Source organism: Ekhidna sp. (assembly GCF_039960695.1).
Taxonomy (GTDB): domain Bacteria; phylum Bacteroidota; class Bacteroidia; order Cytophagales; family Cyclobacteriaceae; genus Ekhidna.
The window spans coordinates 439,889-458,756 of the sequence record NZ_JBDVKP010000020.1; the positions used below are offsets into that span (position 1 = coordinate 439,889).

21 protein-coding genes and 1 tRNA gene are annotated in these 18,868 nt (G+C 35.8%); 14 read left to right on the forward strand and 8 right to left on the reverse strand.

Annotation, left to right across the window (positions count from 1 at the left end; translation table 11 throughout):
- Positions 1-82: 82 nt before the first annotated feature.
- On the forward strand, positions 83-676 hold the full coding sequence (locus ABJG98_RS18210) for an EF-hand domain-containing protein (protein ID WP_348280983.1): 594 nt from the start codon (positions 83-85) through the stop codon (positions 674-676).
- Here ABJG98_RS18210 and ABJG98_RS18215 read toward each other — a convergent pair whose 3' ends face one another.
- Both ABJG98_RS18215 and ABJG98_RS18220 read right to left on the reverse strand, forming a co-directional pair.
- Entirely contained in the window at positions 677-1,363 is a 687-nt protein-coding gene (locus ABJG98_RS18215; protein ID WP_348280984.1) for a methyltransferase domain-containing protein, read from the reverse strand.
- On the reverse strand, positions 1,356-2,453 hold the full coding sequence (locus ABJG98_RS18220; RefSeq protein ID WP_348280985.1) for a type III polyketide synthase: 1,098 nt from the start codon (positions 2,451-2,453) through the stop codon (positions 1,356-1,358). Before ABJG98_RS18220 ends, ABJG98_RS18215 begins: the two co-directional genes overlap by 8 nt.
- A gap of 53 nt (positions 2,454-2,506) precedes the next feature.
- Here ABJG98_RS18220 and ABJG98_RS18225 point away from each other — a divergent pair, with 53 nt between their 5' ends.
- Positions 2,507-3,367: a UbiA family prenyltransferase gene (locus tag ABJG98_RS18225; protein ID WP_348280986.1), complete on the forward strand. Its 861-nt coding sequence runs from the start codon at positions 2,507-2,509 to the stop codon at positions 3,365-3,367.
- Here ABJG98_RS18225 and ABJG98_RS18230 read toward each other — a convergent pair.
- The 3 genes from ABJG98_RS18230 to ABJG98_RS18240 all read right to left on the reverse strand — a co-directional run bounded on the left by ABJG98_RS18230 (position 3,360) and on the right by ABJG98_RS18240 (position 6,582).
- The gene (locus tag ABJG98_RS18230; RefSeq protein WP_348280987.1) at positions 3,360-4,475 is read right to left on the reverse strand and encodes an NAD(P)/FAD-dependent oxidoreductase; all 1,116 of its coding nucleotides are present in this window, start codon (positions 4,473-4,475) and stop codon (positions 3,360-3,362) included. The genes ABJG98_RS18225 and ABJG98_RS18230 overlap by 8 nt on opposite strands.
- A gap of 68 nt (positions 4,476-4,543) precedes the next feature.
- On the reverse strand, positions 4,544-6,010 hold the full coding sequence (locus ABJG98_RS18235; protein ID WP_348280988.1) for a Do family serine endopeptidase: 1,467 nt from the start codon (positions 6,008-6,010) through the stop codon (positions 4,544-4,546).
- 143 nt (positions 6,011-6,153) lie between these two features.
- Positions 6,154-6,582 carry an Hsp20/alpha crystallin family protein gene (locus ABJG98_RS18240; protein WP_348280989.1) on the reverse strand — a complete coding sequence of 143 codons (429 nt, stop codon included), beginning with the start codon at positions 6,580-6,582 and terminating at the stop codon, positions 6,154-6,156.
- Between the two features lie 239 nt (positions 6,583-6,821).
- On the opposite strand from ABJG98_RS18240, the gene ABJG98_RS18245 reads away from it, so the two are divergent.
- The 6 genes from ABJG98_RS18245 to ABJG98_RS18270 all read left to right on the forward strand — a co-directional run bounded on the left by ABJG98_RS18245 (position 6,822) and on the right by ABJG98_RS18270 (position 10,375).
- Positions 6,822-6,895: transfer RNA gene (locus ABJG98_RS18245), tRNA-Asn, on the forward strand.
- A 115-nt stretch (positions 6,896-7,010) separates the two neighbouring features.
- Complete coding sequence (locus tag ABJG98_RS18250; RefSeq protein WP_348280990.1) at positions 7,011-7,712, forward strand: hypothetical protein; 702 nt, start codon at positions 7,011-7,013, stop codon at positions 7,710-7,712.
- Positions 7,713-7,773: 61 nt separating this feature from the next.
- Positions 7,774-8,058, forward strand: coding sequence for a helix-turn-helix domain-containing protein (locus tag ABJG98_RS18255; RefSeq protein ID WP_348280991.1), 285 nt, complete (start codon positions 7,774-7,776; stop codon positions 8,056-8,058).
- On the forward strand, positions 8,051-8,830 hold the full coding sequence (locus ABJG98_RS18260; protein WP_348280992.1) for a hypothetical protein: 780 nt from the start codon (positions 8,051-8,053) through the stop codon (positions 8,828-8,830). Before ABJG98_RS18255 ends, ABJG98_RS18260 begins: the two co-directional genes overlap by 8 nt.
- A gap of 50 nt (positions 8,831-8,880) precedes the next feature.
- Positions 8,881-9,318: a hypothetical protein gene (locus ABJG98_RS18265; RefSeq protein WP_348280993.1), complete on the forward strand. Its 438-nt coding sequence runs from the start codon at positions 8,881-8,883 to the stop codon at positions 9,316-9,318.
- A gap of 133 nt (positions 9,319-9,451) precedes the next feature.
- Positions 9,452-10,375: a hypothetical protein gene (locus tag ABJG98_RS18270; RefSeq protein ID WP_348280994.1), complete on the forward strand. Its 924-nt coding sequence runs from the start codon at positions 9,452-9,454 to the stop codon at positions 10,373-10,375.
- A 33-nt stretch (positions 10,376-10,408) separates the two neighbouring features.
- Here ABJG98_RS18270 and ABJG98_RS18275 read toward each other — a convergent pair whose 3' ends face one another.
- Positions 10,409-11,326 (reverse strand): hypothetical protein, encoded by a 918-nt coding sequence (locus tag ABJG98_RS18275; protein WP_348280995.1) that lies wholly within the window; start codon positions 11,324-11,326, stop codon positions 10,409-10,411.
- Between the two features lie 48 nt (positions 11,327-11,374).
- On the opposite strand from ABJG98_RS18275, the gene ABJG98_RS18280 reads away from it, so the two are divergent.
- The 6 genes from ABJG98_RS18280 to ABJG98_RS18305 all read left to right on the forward strand — a co-directional run bounded on the left by ABJG98_RS18280 (position 11,375) and on the right by ABJG98_RS18305 (position 15,546).
- A complete protein-coding gene (locus ABJG98_RS18280) occupies positions 11,375-11,638 on the forward strand; it encodes a helix-turn-helix transcriptional regulator (RefSeq protein WP_348280996.1) in 264 nt (87 codons plus the stop codon).
- 142 nt (positions 11,639-11,780) lie between these two features.
- On the forward strand, positions 11,781-12,329 hold the full coding sequence (locus tag ABJG98_RS18285) for a 7-cyano-7-deazaguanine synthase (protein ID WP_348280997.1): 549 nt from the start codon (positions 11,781-11,783) through the stop codon (positions 12,327-12,329).
- Positions 12,319-13,356, forward strand: coding sequence for a hypothetical protein (locus ABJG98_RS18290; protein WP_348280998.1), 1,038 nt, complete (start codon positions 12,319-12,321; stop codon positions 13,354-13,356). The genes ABJG98_RS18285 and ABJG98_RS18290 overlap by 11 nt, the downstream gene beginning before the upstream one ends.
- Positions 13,357-13,358: 2 nt before the next feature.
- Complete coding sequence (locus tag ABJG98_RS18295) at positions 13,359-14,288, forward strand: CBASS oligonucleotide cyclase (RefSeq protein ID WP_348280999.1); 930 nt, start codon at positions 13,359-13,361, stop codon at positions 14,286-14,288.
- A 3-nt stretch (positions 14,289-14,291) separates the two neighbouring features.
- The gene (locus tag ABJG98_RS18300; RefSeq protein ID WP_348281000.1) at positions 14,292-14,852 is read left to right on the forward strand and encodes a hypothetical protein; all 561 of its coding nucleotides are present in this window, start codon (positions 14,292-14,294) and stop codon (positions 14,850-14,852) included.
- A complete protein-coding gene (locus tag ABJG98_RS18305; protein ID WP_348281001.1) occupies positions 14,836-15,546 on the forward strand; it encodes a hypothetical protein in 711 nt (236 codons plus the stop codon). Before ABJG98_RS18300 ends, ABJG98_RS18305 begins: the two co-directional genes overlap by 17 nt.
- 2 nt (positions 15,547-15,548) lie before the next feature.
- On the opposite strand, the gene ABJG98_RS18310 is transcribed toward ABJG98_RS18305, so the two are convergent.
- Both ABJG98_RS18310 and ABJG98_RS18315 read right to left on the reverse strand, forming a co-directional pair.
- Positions 15,549-16,115, reverse strand: coding sequence for a recombinase family protein (locus ABJG98_RS18310; RefSeq protein ID WP_348281002.1), 567 nt, complete (start codon positions 16,113-16,115; stop codon positions 15,549-15,551).
- A gap of 551 nt (positions 16,116-16,666) precedes the next feature.
- Entirely contained in the window at positions 16,667-18,730 is a 2,064-nt protein-coding gene (locus tag ABJG98_RS18315; protein WP_348281003.1) for a helix-turn-helix domain-containing protein, read from the reverse strand.
- Between the last annotated feature and the right edge of the window lie 138 nt (positions 18,731-18,868).

The window sequence follows — 18,868 nt, forward strand, 5'->3', positions numbered from 1 at the left end:
TCGTCATGTTGTTAAGAATTGGGCGCAAAGCTACGAAATGCATGTTAGGGTAGAAATTATTTTGTAAATTGAGGATAGAAAAATGGGGAGCCCTACCACCACAGAGCCAAATAGCCCCCGATTCGTATTTTCTGAAACTCAAAAAAGAAAGGTTCATCACCTCTTTAATGTTCTGGATATCGATCGGAATGGGCAGCTTCAACCCAACGATTTTGTAAACGTTGGTAAGAAGATAGTTGCGCAATTGAAGCTCAATGAGAACTCGAGGAGCGCTCGCCTTATCCTTCTTAAATCTCATCGCCTGTTTGTTCAATTGCTGACAGACCTCCACAATCCTGAACTGAGTCTCACCCTTTGGGACTGGATTGCATTTTTTAGAGATCAGCTAGAATCTGGTGACGATGCAATCCTGAATCACTACATTCATAGAACTTCAAGGCATATTTTCGATCTTTTCGACATGAATAGAGATCGCCTGATTTCTAAGGAAGAATATGCCAACATGCTTACCATTTACAATATTTCTCATAAAATGGCTTTTCAGGGCTTTGACGAGTTGGATACGAATGGCGACAACTTCATTTCCGCAGATGAAATGGTTGATGGCCTTAATAATTTCTTTAAATCTGAAGATGAAAATGCCAAAGGAAATTTGATTTTTGGTGATTGGCGATAGCTAAAAGACCAACTTCCAACGGAATGCCCACTTCCAACTCAATTGATATTTCTTAATTCCAGCCTTATTTAAAATTTCTATCAATTCGCTTTTCTTAAATCCACGAGCAACAGAAACAGATGCATCATTCTTTACCATTGTTGATTTTGAAAAAAGGGAGGTTAGGAGCAAAATGCTCCAATACGCCAATGGATGCCGATGTAGATCATTTATTATGACACCTTTACTGGCTTGAGATTTAAACTGCTTAAATAATGAAACCAGCTCTATGGTGCTGAAATGATGAACAAAAAGACAGCAATGAATGATATCAAATCGCTGCTTTTTAAATTTTTCACTAAAAATATTGATCGATTGGTATTTGATTTCTGGATACTCTTTCGTGTTATCTTTCGCATATTCAACAATATGTGGATTGGCATCAATCCCAACAAACGATGGTTTAAGGCCACTTTTCCTACTCCACCTTGCCATTTCAACCATAATATCGCCGCCACCACACCCCAAATCTGCCAATGTAATTGATTCATTTCCTTCTAAGAACTCTTTATACGCAGAAATACTAATCTGATTTCCGCCAAGTCGCTTGTTGATAGTATTTAACTCCTGAAGTGTTTGTGCAATCACAGGACCCGAGATATTCAGGTCATCCATGATTTCAAGCTCTTCGGAACGATTCTTAAGCATGTACGTGGGTTTTTAACACTGCACTTTCTAATGTTAATCCCGGTCCGAAAGCAAAGCTCAAAAGATGTTTTTGATCATCTGCTGATGTCAAGCCATCCAATATTGACTTAATAACAAAAAGTACAGTAGGAGAAGACATATTGCCATGTGTGCGTAAAATTTCTCTCGCGTTGCTATTCTGGTCTTTCGTGATTTGCAGCTTTTCTTCAATTACATCTAAAATTCGCTTTCCTCCTGGATGAATCGCAAAAAATTCTATGTCTGAAATCTTCAATTGGATTTTTTCTAAGAGACTGTTGGTCAACTCGCCAATTCCTTCTTTTATGACATCTGGTACCTTACTGCTGAGATGCATCTCAAATCCGTGATCTCCAATATACCATCCCATCTCATCGCGTGCGTCCAGTGCTAAATCACTATAGAAGTTTTGCATTTCTAAAGAGCGCTCCGAAGGTTGTGATGATACAATCATAGCGGCTGCACCGTCACCAAATATGGCATTGGCCAGGAGGTTCTCATCATCTTTCTTTTCTTGCAAATGGATACTACACAACTCCACACAAACGATTAATACCTTCGCATTTGAATTAGCTTCAATGATATTTTGGGACACTTTCATCGCATTGAATGCAGCATAGCATCCCATGAAGTTTATAGAAGTCCGTTGAGTGGAAGTCTTTAATCCTAATTTATCTACCAACTCTATGTCCAAACCTGGTGCATACATACCTGTGCAACTAACCGCTATCAAATGTGATATCTCTTCACTTTTAATGGACGAAGCACTCATTGCTTGCTGGCAGGCTTCTTTAGCTAAATTAATGGCGTGATGCTGGTAGATGAGCATTCTGGGTTTGGCAGAAGGGAAAGCCACATCTTCTTTAAAAAAACTCTGACCGTTTAAGTTTTCACTAAAGTCTCTAAGCACAGAATATCTCTGCTTTATTCCACTCGCACGATATAGTACTCTTAGCTTTTTTTCTTCTTTCTCATCCAATCGTAGATGGCTAACCATAAAATCTGCAATCTGATTTTGGTCAGTCAAGTTTGGCGGAAGAGCCGTACCAATATGATTAATGTATGCGGGCATCTGCTACTAGTTCATTAATATTAACCAACTTTTAGCCGAGAAGATTAAATCCTTTGAAAAAATCCACAATACTTCATCTACGAATTCCATTTTCATTTTTCCTTTTACCCGTTTTTTTATTGGCGGTAGCAGTCTCTGAGCACATTCACCAACAAAATCTAATCCTAAGCTTTTTTATTCTTCATTTACTGGTATATCCAGCTAGTAATGGATACAACTCTTATTTCGACAAAGATGAAGGAAGTATCGGTGGCTTAAAGCATCCTCCAAAAGTGAGTAGGCAGCTCTATTATGTATCTCTACTAATGGATGCACTGGGGCTGGCTCTGGCTTTAGTTATATCATTCGAGTTTCTCTTGATGATTTTTATTTATGGTGCTGTATCTAAGGCATACAGTCACCCCAGCATTCGACTCAAAAAATATCCGCTCATTGGCTGGCTTGCAGCAGGGGTATTTCAAGGATACTTCACCTTCTTGCTTAGTTACATAGCTGTCAACGATATTTCGTTTTCAGAGTCACTTAATTGGAGCATTCAATTTCCTGGTATTTTAAGTACAATGTTATTGTTAGGTTCTTACCCAATGACTCAAATTTATCAGCATGATGAAGATATGAAAAGGGGAGACATCACAATCAGTCAAAAGCTTGGCATATTGGGGACGTTCCATTTCACTGCTTTATCTTTTATGATCTCAAGTGGTGGATTCTTCTTCTATTTCATGAATGAGTTCTCACTGAATACAGGCCTCTTATTTAGTGCTGCAATGTTTCCGGTGCTTCTATATTTTGGCTCATGGTATTTCAGAGTCAGGAATGATCGAACAAAGGCAGATTACAGCTCTACTATGAGGCTAAATTTGATATCATCCGCTGTGCTCAACGCTTTCTTTATTTACTTGAGGCTTAGCTGAATGGAGCACCATGTGTCTGTTTCATGAGATAACTAGCAAAGGGGCGGAAGCTTTTGCCTAGACCAACCGCTGAGCTGGAAACAATTGAAGACCCGAATAGTGCTTGAATATGTCTTCCCGCCCAGAGTCTTTGTGCAAATTGGTTGTTCCATTTCGAAGCATAATCATGCTCCAATTTTGATCTGTTTAATCCCTCCTTGAGGTTTTCAATTATCAATTCACTTAAGATCTTGGAAGAATGTATGGCCATTGCCATTCCATTACCGCAAAGAGGTGTAATCATTCCAGCAGAGTCACCTGACATCAGTATATGATTCAAGACCGGCTCCTTTTTTTCAAAGGAAATTTCATTTATTACTTCCGGCTTTTCGAAAAGGATCTCTGAATGACTGAAAATCTTTTTCAAGTGAGGGTTCTGCGCCAATAATCCTTTCTCCATCTCAGGGATGGAACCATGAGTTTTAAGGTTGGATCGGTGAGACAAGTAACATAAATTGAATACATCATTTTCTACTCGGCTGATTCCGCAATAGCCTCCATAAAAATTGTGTAGTGCAATTTCGGATGAATCAACCTCATCGGTTTTGATGTGATATTTAACTCCGATATATGGTGATCTCTTTCGAAGAAATAACCTGTCCAGATTTTTGTCTAGCAGACTTCTTTTCCCAAATGCTCCTACAACCAAAGTAGCGTGGTATTGGTCACCCGATTTACTTTTTATAGTAAATGAATTACCATCAAATATGGAATCGACGACTCGGTCATGAATTAATTCAACACCTTCATTTTTAGCTTTTTCGGCAAGCCATGCATCAAATGCATACCGACTGATTCCAAAGCCTCCCAGATCCAATGGCATGCGAAGGCTTTTGCCAGAGATGGATGAGAGATGAAATTGTGAGATGACAGAGGGATCAAGTTCCTCAGGGTAAAGCTGGTGTTTTTTCAAAAAAGGAATGACTTCATTGGAGATGTATTCTCCACACACACGATGAAATGGGTATTTCTTTTCTTCAAAAAGCAACACATTGAGGCCAGCACGTCTTAATTGGATGGCATTTAGTAAACCTGCCAATCCTCCTCCAATAACAATCACATCTTTCACTTCTCGAAAATATGGAATAAAAAAAGGTCTGCCTTTCCAGACAGACCTATTTTTTTAATTGTTTTTACTCAAAGGCCAAGACCATAGTGAGCCTTACTGCCATCAGGGTAAACTCCTTCTATGAGAATTCCGTCTGTTCTCGTCCTGTTGAAATAGATTTCTAGATCTCTGATGCTGTTGATTTTTTCATTGTCTATTCCTGTGATAATAAAGCCTTCTTTCATTCGAACATCTCTCCATTTGCCATCACCCAATTCAGTAACCTGAACTCCACCATCTATAGCTAATTGTTCTTTAAGCTCGTCAGATACATCGGCAAATGTTGCACCTTCTATTCGATACTCCGAAGCTAACTCTACAATATCAAGCGTTCCTTCTTCATTTCTTAGTTTCGCTATAACAAATTTTTCACGACCATCTCGGATAAACTTCACTTCCACTTCATCGCCTGGGCGTTTTACCGCCACCTGCTCCTGAAGTTGAGCAACGTTGTTCACTGCTTTGTCATCAATGGCCACAATCACATCTCCTCGCTCAATTCCAGCTCTATCAGCAGCCTTTCCTTCCATCACTCCATTTACATAAATTCCTTTTAAAACGCTGAGATTATTTTGCTCAGCAACTTGCGCATTTACATCATAAATGGAAATTCCCAAAAGTGCACGCTGAACAGTGCCATATTCAACTAAATCACTTACAACCTTTTTGACTAAGCTAACCGGAACTGCAAATGAATACCCTGCAAAAGCTCCTGAAGGGGAAGCTATAGCTGTATTTATACCGATGAGTTCACCTCTTAGATTCACTAATGCACCTCCACTATTTCCTGGGTTTACAGCTGCATCAGTCTGAATAAACGACTCAATTTTATAATTACCATTCAGTATGTTAATATTTCTGCCTTTTGCACTAATGATTCCAGCTGTTACAGTAGATCTGAATTCATAGGGGTTGCCAATAGCAAGCACCCATTCGCCGATGTTAATCTGATCTGAATCTCCATATCTGATAGGCACGAGATTATTTTCATCTACTTTCAGAACAGCCAAATCTGTGTTTTCATCTACTCCTACAACTTTGGCTTGATAGCTTCTATTATCATTAAGCACTACCTCTATTTCATCTGCATTTTCAACCACATGATTATTTGTTACAATGAACCCATCTGGAGAAATAACTACACCGGATCCTGCACCCCTTGATTCACCACCTCTTCTTTCATATCGCTCGCCAAAATAGTCCTTAAAGAAATCATTAAATGGACTGTTTGCTCTCATTCCATTCTGATATGTAGTGCGAATGTGTACGACTGAGTTTGTCGCGTTTTTTGCAGCAAACACAAAGTTTAGTCCATCCGGAACAATAAAATCCGCAGAATCAAAGACATAATTAGTCAAGCTGACAGGGTTTGCCTCGCCTGAGGTTGACTGAATAATTGTTTCTTTAGGTGAAATAATGGAAAATCCTACCACCGCCACAATACCTCCAAAAAGTGAGGAAAACATCATGGCCAATATTAAACTTCTCTTATTCATATGATCATCCTTTTTGCTTATGGTTATACCGTAAAAGTGCCAATATGGTTTTGTTTAACTAATGAAATAAAATAAACGTTAACCATTCTTAACAAAAAAAGGGTGCTCGCAATGCGAACACCCTAAATCACCTACTCAAAACACTACTTAACTGCTATTTGCTTTTTAGTTGTTTTCTTCTCATCCTTTGGCAGTGTAATGGTCAAAATTCCATCTTGATAAGAAGCATCTACTTTGTCTTTGTTGATTACATCCGGTAAGTAGAAAGTCCTGTTGAATGATCCGTAATAGCTCTCAACACTATGGTAGTTTTTCTCATTCTTTTCATTTTCAAACTTTCTCTCGCCGCTAATAGTGATTTGATCATCGTTCAAATCAATATTGAAATCTGATTTTTTGATCCCAGGTACATGTAGCTGAATTTCAAAATCTTTTTCTGATTCTGCAATGTCTACTCTTGGTGAAAATGATGGGGCACTGCCTCCAACAAAATCTTCATTAAAAAATCTGTCTACGAAACTTTTAAAGCTCGTAGGTCTGTAATCGTTCGCATTGTACTTTATAAGTCCCATTTTTCTTATGATTTAAGTTTTACAAATTCAATTGTCGATTATCAATTGATCGAATTTTATACCAATACCGAAAATCATTCATTTTCATGTCATAATGTCTTGTTATTGTGAAACGATTGAAAAATATCATGCCAATATGGCTGAATATAAATGATTTTCAGTTATAATTTTTTTTTTGATTGAGTGCATTGAGAATTGTGAAATGGATGTTTACATTTGCACTCCTTTTTAGGAAATCTTCTCCCTTAGCTCAGCTGGTTAGAGCATCTGACTGTTAATCAGAGGGTCCTTGGTTCGAGTCCAAGAGGGAGAGCTTATAAGTCAGGCAGTTACGTAAAGTGACTGCCTTTTTTGTTTAAACTTGCGCAACAATTTGCACAACATTTCTGGATTTAATCTCCACAATCATTGATATTGAGTGTTGAGCTATGAATAGAAGAGCAATAGACGAATTTGACGAGATGGCTACTGAATACCAATTCTTACTTCCTCATATCGAACAAATCTACGCCACCTATTTGTTAGAGTTCACACCAAACCAGATTCCTAAATTAAATCGTCATCAGTTTTTTGCTAAACACCTGTCTCAAAGAGAGAACATTCAGTCTACATTAGATTGGTGGTATGAGAAAGCATTTGATCGTAGAGAAAAAGAATTTGTTCTAAGGAAAAAACAGAATGAAACAATTTCTGATTTGTTCTTCAATCTGATGGAAGGAATTCTTTTTTACGTTAATAGAGATGGAATCTATCTTCGACGATTCGAAAGTTGGCTATGTTCCAAAGAAGACTGGTTTAACTTCCATGTATTAAAAAAAGAAAACAAGAATAAAATCAAATCTGATAGACAGCTTGCTCTTTATTTATACTATTTGGATAGAAGCAAGGTGATTAATATTATTCCAAGAATTCATTTTGCAGAATGTATTGAGTACTTCCTTGAAAAAGAAGCTAGTCAGAACAAGATTAAAAAATTTAGTAAGCAATGGAGAAGACTCGAACTCCAAGAAATATTGAATCAAAAAGGAATTGGTGCAGATATTAATAGAGTTTATCACCTATTATCATTTAACTCTAAAGCTCAAGAACTTGCATCTATTGATCTTAAATCACTTGATACAAAAGATTAATAAAATCGGGGTCCACTTAGCGTCTACTTGAATATTTTACCAGCTTTTACTTTGGGTTCAAATGAACGAACTACAGAACCCATTTCTTCAATTACATCAAGAACTAGGTAAAATCTCGCTTCTCTTAGATCACCTAAAAGAATCTGTAGAGACAAGAGAAACAGCAAATCTATACAAGGAGGTCATGACAGTCGATGAAGTTGCTGAATACCTTGGAGTAAAACCCCAGACGATATATAACTATAAAAATGAAGGGAAGATCCCTTACACCAAAAAAATTGGTCTTCGATTCATAAAGAAGGAAATAGATGCTTGGTTGATTGATCAAAATTGGGATAATGAATAAGGTTATCCAAGAATATTATCCTACACTATATGTACCTATATGTCTTTTAGAGAAATGTTTCAAAAGAAGACTCAGAGAATTACAAGTTTATTTGGCTATGAAGTTCTACTGTAATGGTAGATTAGAGCTAACCTCTGATTTGAAGTATACTCTCCTGGAGGATGTAATTTTAGTATCCTCTTGGAAAACAATAAATACTGCATTAAAAAAGCTCGTAGAAAACAACTGGATTGGCTTTAAGCCGCCCAACAATTACTATCCACGTTCCTTTAACACTGTTTGCCAACTAGAAAACTGTAATGGAAATCAATTTGTCGAATGTGCTCCAGATTTCCTTTATTCCTTCAGGCCATTTTCAGTAGCTGCTATTGTTTCGGCTGAGATTAAAAAACATAAAAACCAACTCAAAAACAAGAATCTAAAAAGTAGAATTGAGGAATCAGCAAATGGGGGTTCATGTCAATCAATTCTAAAATTAAGAAGTGATTGGATGTCAGCTAACATGCTTTCATCCAAGTTGGGTATTAGCAAATCAAGAGCTCACGAGCTTAAGCAAGAAGCGGCCAAAAATGGCTATATATCAATTAAAGCTAATAGGCAAGAGCTCAGTTTGCAAACAAGTGAAGTTGGTGAATTCCGAAAGCTCTACAATGGTGATTTCTGGATTGAACCACACCCTAAAACTGGTAAAGTTTATGTCAGAGGACCTGATATAATCACTTCTCACATACGGTTAAAGTATCGAAAATACATGGAAAATAATCGAACCTAAGTCCCTGGGTTAGTTTAGATAATACTTATAGAATAATAAAAATTAGTACAATGATTAAAGGAAAAGAATTAAGCACTAAAGAGTTTGAATCCATTGAGATTGAGTTAAACAAAATATTAGGAAGTGGTAGTCTTGAATCAATAAGTCTGAAGTATAAACCAATTGATTGCCAAAGAACGATATACAACAAATCAAAGTATCTATTTGATACTGAACTATTTGTAGAGTTAATTCATGAGGATGCGTTGGAGTGTGGACTAAAGCTGACAGCTGTAGATGAACATATCCTGGTATTTGACGAATGCGATTCCTCAAACTACAAGATAGAAGTCTCTAATTTATCAATCGAAGAAGCATGTGGCTTACCAATCCTAGCTTTGATTGCAACTAACAAAATTTATTCATTACCTGAATATGCTAACAAGATTCACGATGCATACCATGAGTATTTTGACCGTCAGTTAAACCGTAATACTGAAAAGGAGTAGCCATGGAGTCATTATCATTCTTGATTTCACACGAACCAAGTTTAAGCAATGATTCCAATGTGATTCACACAAAACCGCATCCCACAATTTTAACCTTGAAAAATTGCTCCTCAGTACAATCAAATAGTGCGCTATGTTCTGGATTACATTCAAAGAGGCATATCAAAAAGCAGGCGTTCATAAGACAACTGCAGAAAGACGGTTAAAGGCCTTAAGAGAGCGTCAGCCCGAGCTTTACAATGTTCTGGTTGATGATTCTGTTAGCCCTCGATTAGTTCACGACCCAAGGTTTGTTGAGTTTATTAAGCTTCCACTACCCAAGGTCAATAAAAAGAAAAAAGTCAAATCGAAAACAGTAACTAAAAAACAAAAACGAATAAAGCCAAGGAAAGTGACTAAGGAAACTAAAGATAAAATTGAAGATATATGGCAAGAACCGGTTAACTACACAATGGATGAGGAGACTCAGAAGTTGTATGGTTCACTAAGAACAGAGGCAGAGAGAATTAAATTCGAGAATGCAGTGAAGATTCTTGAGCTATATGTTTACTCACCTCTTACACTGAATCAATGCTGTCAACAGTTTGGTGGTGACCGACATAAGTTCAGACGATGGTGTAAAGAAATTGAGCCAATCGAACATCTATACCAAAGAGCTAAAGCTACACGGAAGCGAGAGCAATTTGATGAGGAAGTAGAAATACATCTACAGAATATAAGAACATGTGCAGAAGGTTATAGCGAAACATTGAAGACCAAGGAATATTATATTCATGTGGATATAAAAGGAAATGAAATTCGAATTCCAATAAAGGAAAAAGAAGCAACAAAGCATGTATCAAGGAATGTTCGAGCATCAATCTTTTGGCTGACGAACAAATTACCTGATGAATTCAGAAAAACATCCTTTAATTATCGATCCGAATACGATAGTAATCGCCACACTGATCCATTGATAGAAGAGATAGGTCAATGGAGCGATGAAGAGTTGGTCGAGTACATAAAGGAAAACGGTCACCTAATTGGCTTAACATTTGAGGACAAATCGAAAGATTGAAAATGTTCCTTTTCAACAAGTTGACTGCTATTTTCAGAAATCTTTTAGAGATTCAAGGTTTTGATAAGCGCTTACTTTGCCATCCAAAATATAGACATAGATACCATCACCATAAATCAGTTGCTTTGATGTTCCTAGCTCTGTGACGGTTGTATTTGTCTCACTAGGGTATCCCAGTACATGAGGAACTGCCTCTTCTGACATACCGATGAATATGGTACCTCGTTTAATGTTTTCAATTTCCTTCTCAGTGAATTTCTCTTCCAGGAGGGCAGTATATGTTGATATATGATTACGGAATTTTTGAATGAAGCAGTCATAGTCAAGTAATCCGAATCTTTTATCAGCAATTGGGTAACCAACATACCCATCTTTCTCAGAGCCATCAGGATTGAATTCTTTCAGTAAAAGATAGAATCTATCGCGTTCAGGATTGTACTTGATCAAGTGTATGATTGAATGAATTTTTGGTTGATATAACTCGTACAAGTTTTCATCATTTAATATTACTCTCCTCCCTACCAAAGCAGGTTCAATTTCTATTAGTTCTTTCTCTTTTCTAACGGAAAGACTAACTGCAATATCCAAATCTCTATTGTAGCCATTCAAATAAACGTAATGCAACTTGCCCGATTTGTCCTTTACAACAACTTCTTGATTTTGGTATCGAACAAACGTTAGCTCAATTCCTTTCAAATGGTTTAGGTTACCAGGATCGTAATCTTGAAATGGTGATTTAATTAGTCTTCCATCATCTATCAGCTTTTCATTCAACACAATCTCCTCATCCGGTTTCAGATCTTTAATCCGCCTATTGATTCTTTCATTTAAAATATCCGGATTTATGATCTCATTCTTCAGAAGAATGCAATCGGAATAATTTTGACCAGAGACAAATTGTGGTGTAGCTAGGGTTAAGAAAATTGATATAAAACCCGTCAAGTTTCTCATCTTAAAATTGGTTATAAGTTCATAAGCAAGATAACAATAATGACATTAATGTCATTACAAATAATGCTAGTATTCCTGACTTTCGTTTTGATGGTTCAGGTTAGAGATAAAGAGCTTATAAGTAAAATTGCCCAGAGATTGAAAGCTTTACGTGAAGAAAAGGGCTTAACCCAGGAGCAACTTTACAATGATCTGGAAATACACGTGGGACGCATAGAATCAATGAAGGTAAATCCTACAGTAAGCACTATAAATAGCCTTTGCAAGTATTTTGAGATTTCACTTGCTGAGTTTTTTGATGGGATTCACTAAAGCCATAGTCCGGAATTAAGATACAAAATCATTTCCCTCCTATTGCAATCCTACTTTCGATGGATTAGGTAATTAAATTACTAATAACTATTTTACATTGTGTACTTTTTAAAGTTTCACTTATCGCAATCAATTTATTTAAATGAGTATTAACATCCTTTTTAGTGGTGGAATTGACTCAGCAGCCTGTATTAATTTTTATCTTAATCAATCTCTTGATGTAAAGACCACCTACATTGACTTTGGACAAAAGTCTCGTGATATTGAGATTAAAGCAGCCAAGGCAATAACGAATTATTACAAAGTACCACTTTCGATTGTAAAATGTGAAGGCATCGATTCCAAATCCTCTGGATTGATAGAAGGTAGAAATCTTTTTTTAATAAGTGCAGCTTTAATGCTCGCGAAACATTCAGATTTTATTGCTATTGGCATTCATAAAGGTACCAAATATCCAGATTGTAGTGAAGAATTTGTAAAAAGAGCAAATTCAGTGATTAGCATTTACTTCGATTCATCAGTAAAATTATTGGCACCATTTGTATCATGGTCAAAAAATGAAATTTGGGACTATTGCAACTTGGTGAAAGTCCCACTCGATCTTACTTATAGTTGTGAGCTAGGTCTTAAGCAGCCATGTGGCAAATGTGAATCATGTGCGGATTTAAAAGTCTTCAAGTATGCTAAGTAGAAAGATAGATCACCCATCTGGCTATCAGTTAGAAACACCATTATTAATACCTTCATTCTCGTCAAAGGGGTTTTCATTTATCAATAAAAAAATAAATAAAAAAACTACGGAAGTATCTGAACTTTATGAGGTAATTCCTGTAGCCAAAGAACTCCTTCATGAGAGCACTCTATTCAGTGCTTATGATATATATCACAGGCTTCTGCCTGAGGCTAATGAAATATATTGCACCGAGCTAACATTCTTAGATAGTGGTGGATATGAAACATCACAGTTATATGATTATTCTGGAATCAATAAAAACGATCACGGTATAAAAGAATGGAATAAAGAACTCTATGAAAAGGTTTTGAACTCATGGCCAGTTGAAATTCCCACTATTGCAGTTAGCTATGACCATGGCAAAGACAGATATCCTATAACTGATCAAGTTAAAAATGCGAAGGATTTATTCAAAAATCATTCCAATATGCTAACTAACTTTTTAATAAAACCAGAGTCTAAAACAAAAGACAATTTGGATGTAGAAGTTATTTTGAAAAACATTAACCTGCTCAGAGATTTTGATATAGTTGGAATGACTGAAAAAGAGTTGGGGAATTCTGTTCAAGATAGAATGGTTAATGTTTGGAAAGTACGGCAAAGTTTAGACAAAAACGGAATGCAAGAAAAACCTATTCATATTTTTGGTAGTCTTGATCCTATTACTTCTGTTCTATATTTTTTGGCTGGAGCAGAAATTTTTGACGGTCTTACTTGGCTTAAGTTTACTTACTTTGACGGAGTTGCGATGTATACACACAATTATTCAATTCTTGATGATCAATTAGGAATCCCGACCAGGGACAAAACGGTTAAGTTAAACTCCTTGAAGAATAACATTAATTTTCTCAATAAATTGAAATATATTTTGAAAGATTTTGCAAAGACTAAAGACTTTGAAGTTTTTGAAAAATTAGGGAACAAGAAAGTTGCAAGCATGATAGAAAAGTCATTTAGAAGATTTGAAAACGAAATAAGCAAATAACCATGGGAGGTTCTGGAGGTGGTTTTTTTTATGAAAGAACAAAACCAAGTAATCTAATTAGCAAGCTCAGGAAGGGTGAAGATGAAACCCAGGATCAATTTCATTCAAATGAAATTGAAGAATTGCTAAGAAGCTTGCTTACTTATGCTAATGATCGAGATTACGATTCAATTCAAACTCATTTAAATGAAATTGGAAAGGCTATTGCCTCTGAAATTGATGGTACAATTGATTTGAGGTATGGTGGCTCGGTTTCAAAACACACTTATGTTGACGGTCTTAGCGATGTAGATACCTTGGCAATTCTTAATAATTCAGAATTGGCCGATAAAACACCGTCTCAAGTAAAGGATTATTTTTATGAACAGCTTAGAAATCGCTTCCCTCGTACTGAAATAAAAAAAGGTGACTTGGCCATTACTGTAAAGTTCGCAGATGGTTGTGAAATTCAAATACTACCCTCAGTTAAAACTAAGACTGGAATTAAGATTGCCTCAACAACAGATCACTCAAAGTGGTCACCAGTTATTAACCCTCGAAAATTTGCTCTTTCCTTGAAATACACCAATCAGAAAAATTCTGGAAAAGTGATACCTATTATTAAAATTGCAAAGTCAATAATTTCAAAAATGCCAGAAAAAAGAAGACTTTCGGGCTACCATGTCGAAGCTTTGGCAGTTGACATATTCTCCAGTTACACAGGTAAAAAAGATTATCGCTCAATGATTAAACACTTTTTTGAGAGTTCAGCAACTAGGGTGCTTAATCCCATACAAGATAGTACTCGTCAGTCTACAAATGTTGACCAATATTTGGGTGCCTCAGGGAGTATAAATCGTAAAATGGCATCTGACTCACTCAATGTGATATATAAAAAAATGGAAAGAGCTGATTCGTCTAGGCTAAAAGAGGTATGGATTGATATACTTTAAGTTTTGGAAGAATTAAAACGCAAAAAGAAGGTTATTAATATGATGATTACTATGCATTCATCATTAAGAGATGCGTATGGAGGTAAGGCAAGAGCTATTGATCTCATTTTACTCATTTTAGCGGTTATATTGAATAGCATTCTTTTCTCTAGCAATGAGTACCTGTCTTCAATAACATCATTCTCACCATCGCAAATTGAATTGTTCACCAAAATTTTAGCCTTATTGGTTTTTCTTATTTCTGTAATACTACTTCTAGTAAATTGGAAGCAGTCCTTAGAGAACCATAAAAGTGCCTGCAATAGGTTGTTTATGCTTTTAAATGAATGTAGACAATTAATCGAGGAGAGTGGGGAAAGTCCACAGACAGAGACCTTCAATAAAAAATATGAAGAGGTTATGGCTTCAATCGTTCCCATACCTGATGCAAAATTCAATCGATTAAAATCTCACCATTTGAGAAAGGTAGAGTTCAGTAAGTACTTAGATAGAAATAAAGCAAAACCTTTCTGGTTGTGTAAACTAGATTTTTTTATCAAATCATTTAATGCTTCAAATAACTGATTCCTTAAAAATTAATAACCTAGCCCAAAAGTACTTTTTGGCCAAAAAAGAACTTTTGGAATTGGGATATCTAGATGAGATCATTTGGCAAGATGAAATTGGTAATTTTAACATTACTAAAGAGATATTACTGAGTGAGTTTGCATGGGTAGTTTTATCGAGTGGGATGCGTGAGTCGGTTATTAGAAATAAATTCAACGATATCTCTAAAATTTTCTATGATTGGCACAATACTACTGCTCTATTGAACAATAAAGATATTTGCCTTAAAAAAGCACTTAGAGTTTTCAATAATGAGAAGAAAATTCTAGCAATAATTGAATTTGCAGAATTTTTAGACAAACACGGAAGTAAGATTACCTTACAAAGGATTAATGAAGAAAAACAGAATTTCTTAATGAAATTTTCATTCCTGGGGCCTACAACTTCTCTTCATTTCCTTAAAAATATTGGATTTAACACAGCTAAACCTGATAGGCATTTAATAAGAATATCTAATGTCTACGGTTTTTCTGATCCCAATGAAATGTGTCTAAGACTTTCTAGGGTCATTGATGAGAGTGTGCCTGTAATTGATTTGGTGCTATGGAGATTTGCTGAAAGGTTTAGAAATTATGTTGTTTTTTTTTCAGGAGAATCTAGTGACTTCTTGGTGGAAAACACTTCTCAATTAAGATTAAATCTAAAAACCTAAATTTAAGTTTTTAACCCCTCTCTTCTCAAATAATCATACAAAGTCGATCTACTAATCTTCAATGTATCCAGTATCTCAGAAATGGTGAGTTTCTTATTGTAAAGACTCACCGCGGCAGCTGCTTTGGTTCTATTGTATGAACCTTTTGGTCTTCCTCCTTTCCTACCTCTTGCTCTGGCAGCATCTAAGCCTGCTTTAGTCCGCTCACTTAAAACCTGGACTTCCATAGCTTTCAAGATTGCAATAATCTGAAAGATGGCCTCCCCCATTGCGGATGAAGTATCGAATATTCCTTCCTGAAGACTCTTGAATTGTATTCCCTTCTCTTTAAAATCTGAGAGAAGATTAATTAGCTGTTTAGAAGTTCTTCCAAGCCGGTCCAGGCTATAAACTACCAGTGTATCACCTTCTCTCAATTTGGAGATTAGCGAATCAAGCTGAGGTCGTGATTCTTTCCTGCCTGAGGCTTTCTCTGAAAAAACCTCAGAACATCCGGCCTTTTTTAGCGCATCTATTTGAAGATCCAGGTTTTGATCTTTAGTGCTCACTCGAGCATATCCAAAATTCATAATAGTTCGATTTATCCATAGTAATATAATAAATCATACTTAGATTATTCAAACTAGTTTATCAAACTATTGAATTAATAGATTAGGCGGTTTAATCTGGAGTGAAATGGAGTTCGAAAAAACGACCGTTTTTAAGATTGATTTTGATTAAATGGCTGAATTATCGAAAATACCCATAAGTGTGATACGCGTGCGATGAATGATAGAAGATTAAAATCTTATAATAAGTGCCGCCGATATATACTGAACTGAATTATTGAATCACCTATTCAACCTTAGATTGCTTAGTCTCAAATCTAGTTTGGAAATCGAATTTTCGTAAAATCCTCATAATTGATCATCCAACATGCCCATCCGATGAAGAATAGCTAATGAGATGCAAACATGATTAGAGAGCCCGTTCCCGTATTGGTTATATCTGAGTGCTGATTTAATTAATTCGAGATTCAAATAAATCAATTACAATGATCTTCGAACGCTAATTTCAAAGTAGCAATTAACGAATGTTAATCTTTTTCTAAAGACTTAACTAATATAGTTTCCACAAGAAATTAAATAAGTCCTTCATTCTTAAGCTTTAGTCGTAATTTTTCATGGTCTTTCCAAAATTGAGATTCAATCTTACTGACAACCGAATCAAAGTGTGCATGATTACTTAAAAGTTGAATAATTGGGTCTTCCTTAAGCATTAAAACATACCAATACCCAATTTTTCGCTGTTGTGAAAATTTCTTTAAGTGGATTATTCCTTTATCAATATCATTGGTGATCGCGTAATAGTAGGCTAGATAAAAGTCTTTATATATAGAGTCTTCGGTTTCTGCATATTCTTTAAAACTTCGGAGGTATTTGGCTGCCTTCTCATGCTTCCCTACATAATCGAAAACAAAAGCGATTTTTACATTTTCAGACTGGAAGGTTTTTTGAAAATACTTTTTGCTCAACTTCAATATTTTCTCATAGTAGTAGTGAGCAGAATCATAATCTCCCATAACGTAACTCACTTTTGCAAGTTCCTGAATGATGTCAAGGCGGGTCGTGTCTTTATTTAATGCATTTATTAATAAACTTCTCGTTTGATGAAAATCCTTGTTTTTGGCAAGTATTATATAAGCATGCACGTATTCGGCAAACAAATTGGTTGGGTCATATCCTCTAGATAATAAAATGTGTTGCTCAGCTTCATCAATGAATCCTGTTTCAATCAGCGCATTGCTGATATGCAGATGCATAGTACTGTTGGAAGCAGAATCGATGTGTTCTTGGTTTATCTTCGCACCTCTTAGTGTAAACTCAACATATTTTTCATGGTTTGATAGATACCTATCGTAAATAACGGATAAAAAATTGATTGCCCTTGTTGAGTTAGGGTTAATTTTGAAGGCTTTCTCAAAGTATTCAGCAGCTCTTTGATACTGAAAGTCCTGTAAATAAAATAGCCCTTTTGCTATTAGACTGTGATCGAGCTCTGAATCTAAGAACAATGCTCTATCTGAATAAATATTAATAGTGTCACCATATTTTTTCGGTGTTTGCCAAACATCAAGATAAAAATAACAACTAGCCACATAGGCATAAGCATGGGCAAAATTGGGGTCTTCCTCAATTGCCATTCTAAAATATTTGATTGCATCTTTCAAGCCATCAAATGACCTGTTGCTAATCAGATCCAATCCTTTTAAATAATAATCGTAAGCATCAACATTTTCAGTTGGTACTTTTGAAAGTAATTTTTTCTCCTCCTCAGTGAGGAATACCTCAATTTCAACAAGAATATCCTTGGCTACTTCTGTTTGAAGTTGGAAAATATTAGTCAAAGAACGATTGTACTGTTCAGACCACAAATGATTATCATTGTCAGCTTCTATCAATTGCACCGAAAGAAGGATTTGATCACCAATTTTTTGACCACTCCCTTCGATAAAGTAGCTAACATTTAGTTCTTCTGCCATTTCGGCGATGTTCAACGATCTGTCCCTATACTTTTCTACTGAACTACGACTTACTACTCTCAGCTTCTCAATCTTTTGAAGATTATTGAGGATAGACTCCATAACACCATTTATAATATAGACATTGCTAGAATCGTTGCTATCATTTATAAATGGGAGGACGGCAATTGACTTTTCTGTATTTTTAGGAGTTTCACGTTTTCTGTTCCAAAGAAGCAAGATAAAAATTAAACCCGCCACTATTGCGAATCTTCTAATTAGTGGCAGGTATGTATTTCTTGTCCTATACTGATTTTTATCTATGTCCCGCTCTTCTTCATAAAAATTAATTTTTCCCTCTTCACCTGGAGAGTAACCATACTCATTCTTATAACATTTTATGAAATAAGATGAGCTATTAAAGCCTACCCTATATGAAACTTGAGACACATTAAGAGTACCCTTTCTAAGGAGCTCTTGTGCATTATGCAATCGAACTTGACGAATCAAAAGACTTGCAGATAAGCCGGTTAACTTTTTAACTTTCCTAAGCAAATTTGACCTACTCATTCCCAAACGATTGGAAAGATCTGAGACACCAAACTCCTCATTGTCTAAATTTTCTTCAATGAGGTTAACAACCCTTTCAATAAAATCATGCTTGAATTGACGATAATGAGTCATTGCTATTCGATTTTACACTGAATGTTCAGTTATTATACTCTAAAAGATCATGGAATGTTATACCTTCTCTAACGATTAAGAGTTGCATCATAATTTACACGAATTCATCATAAATAAAATTTAAAGGGCATAAATTAC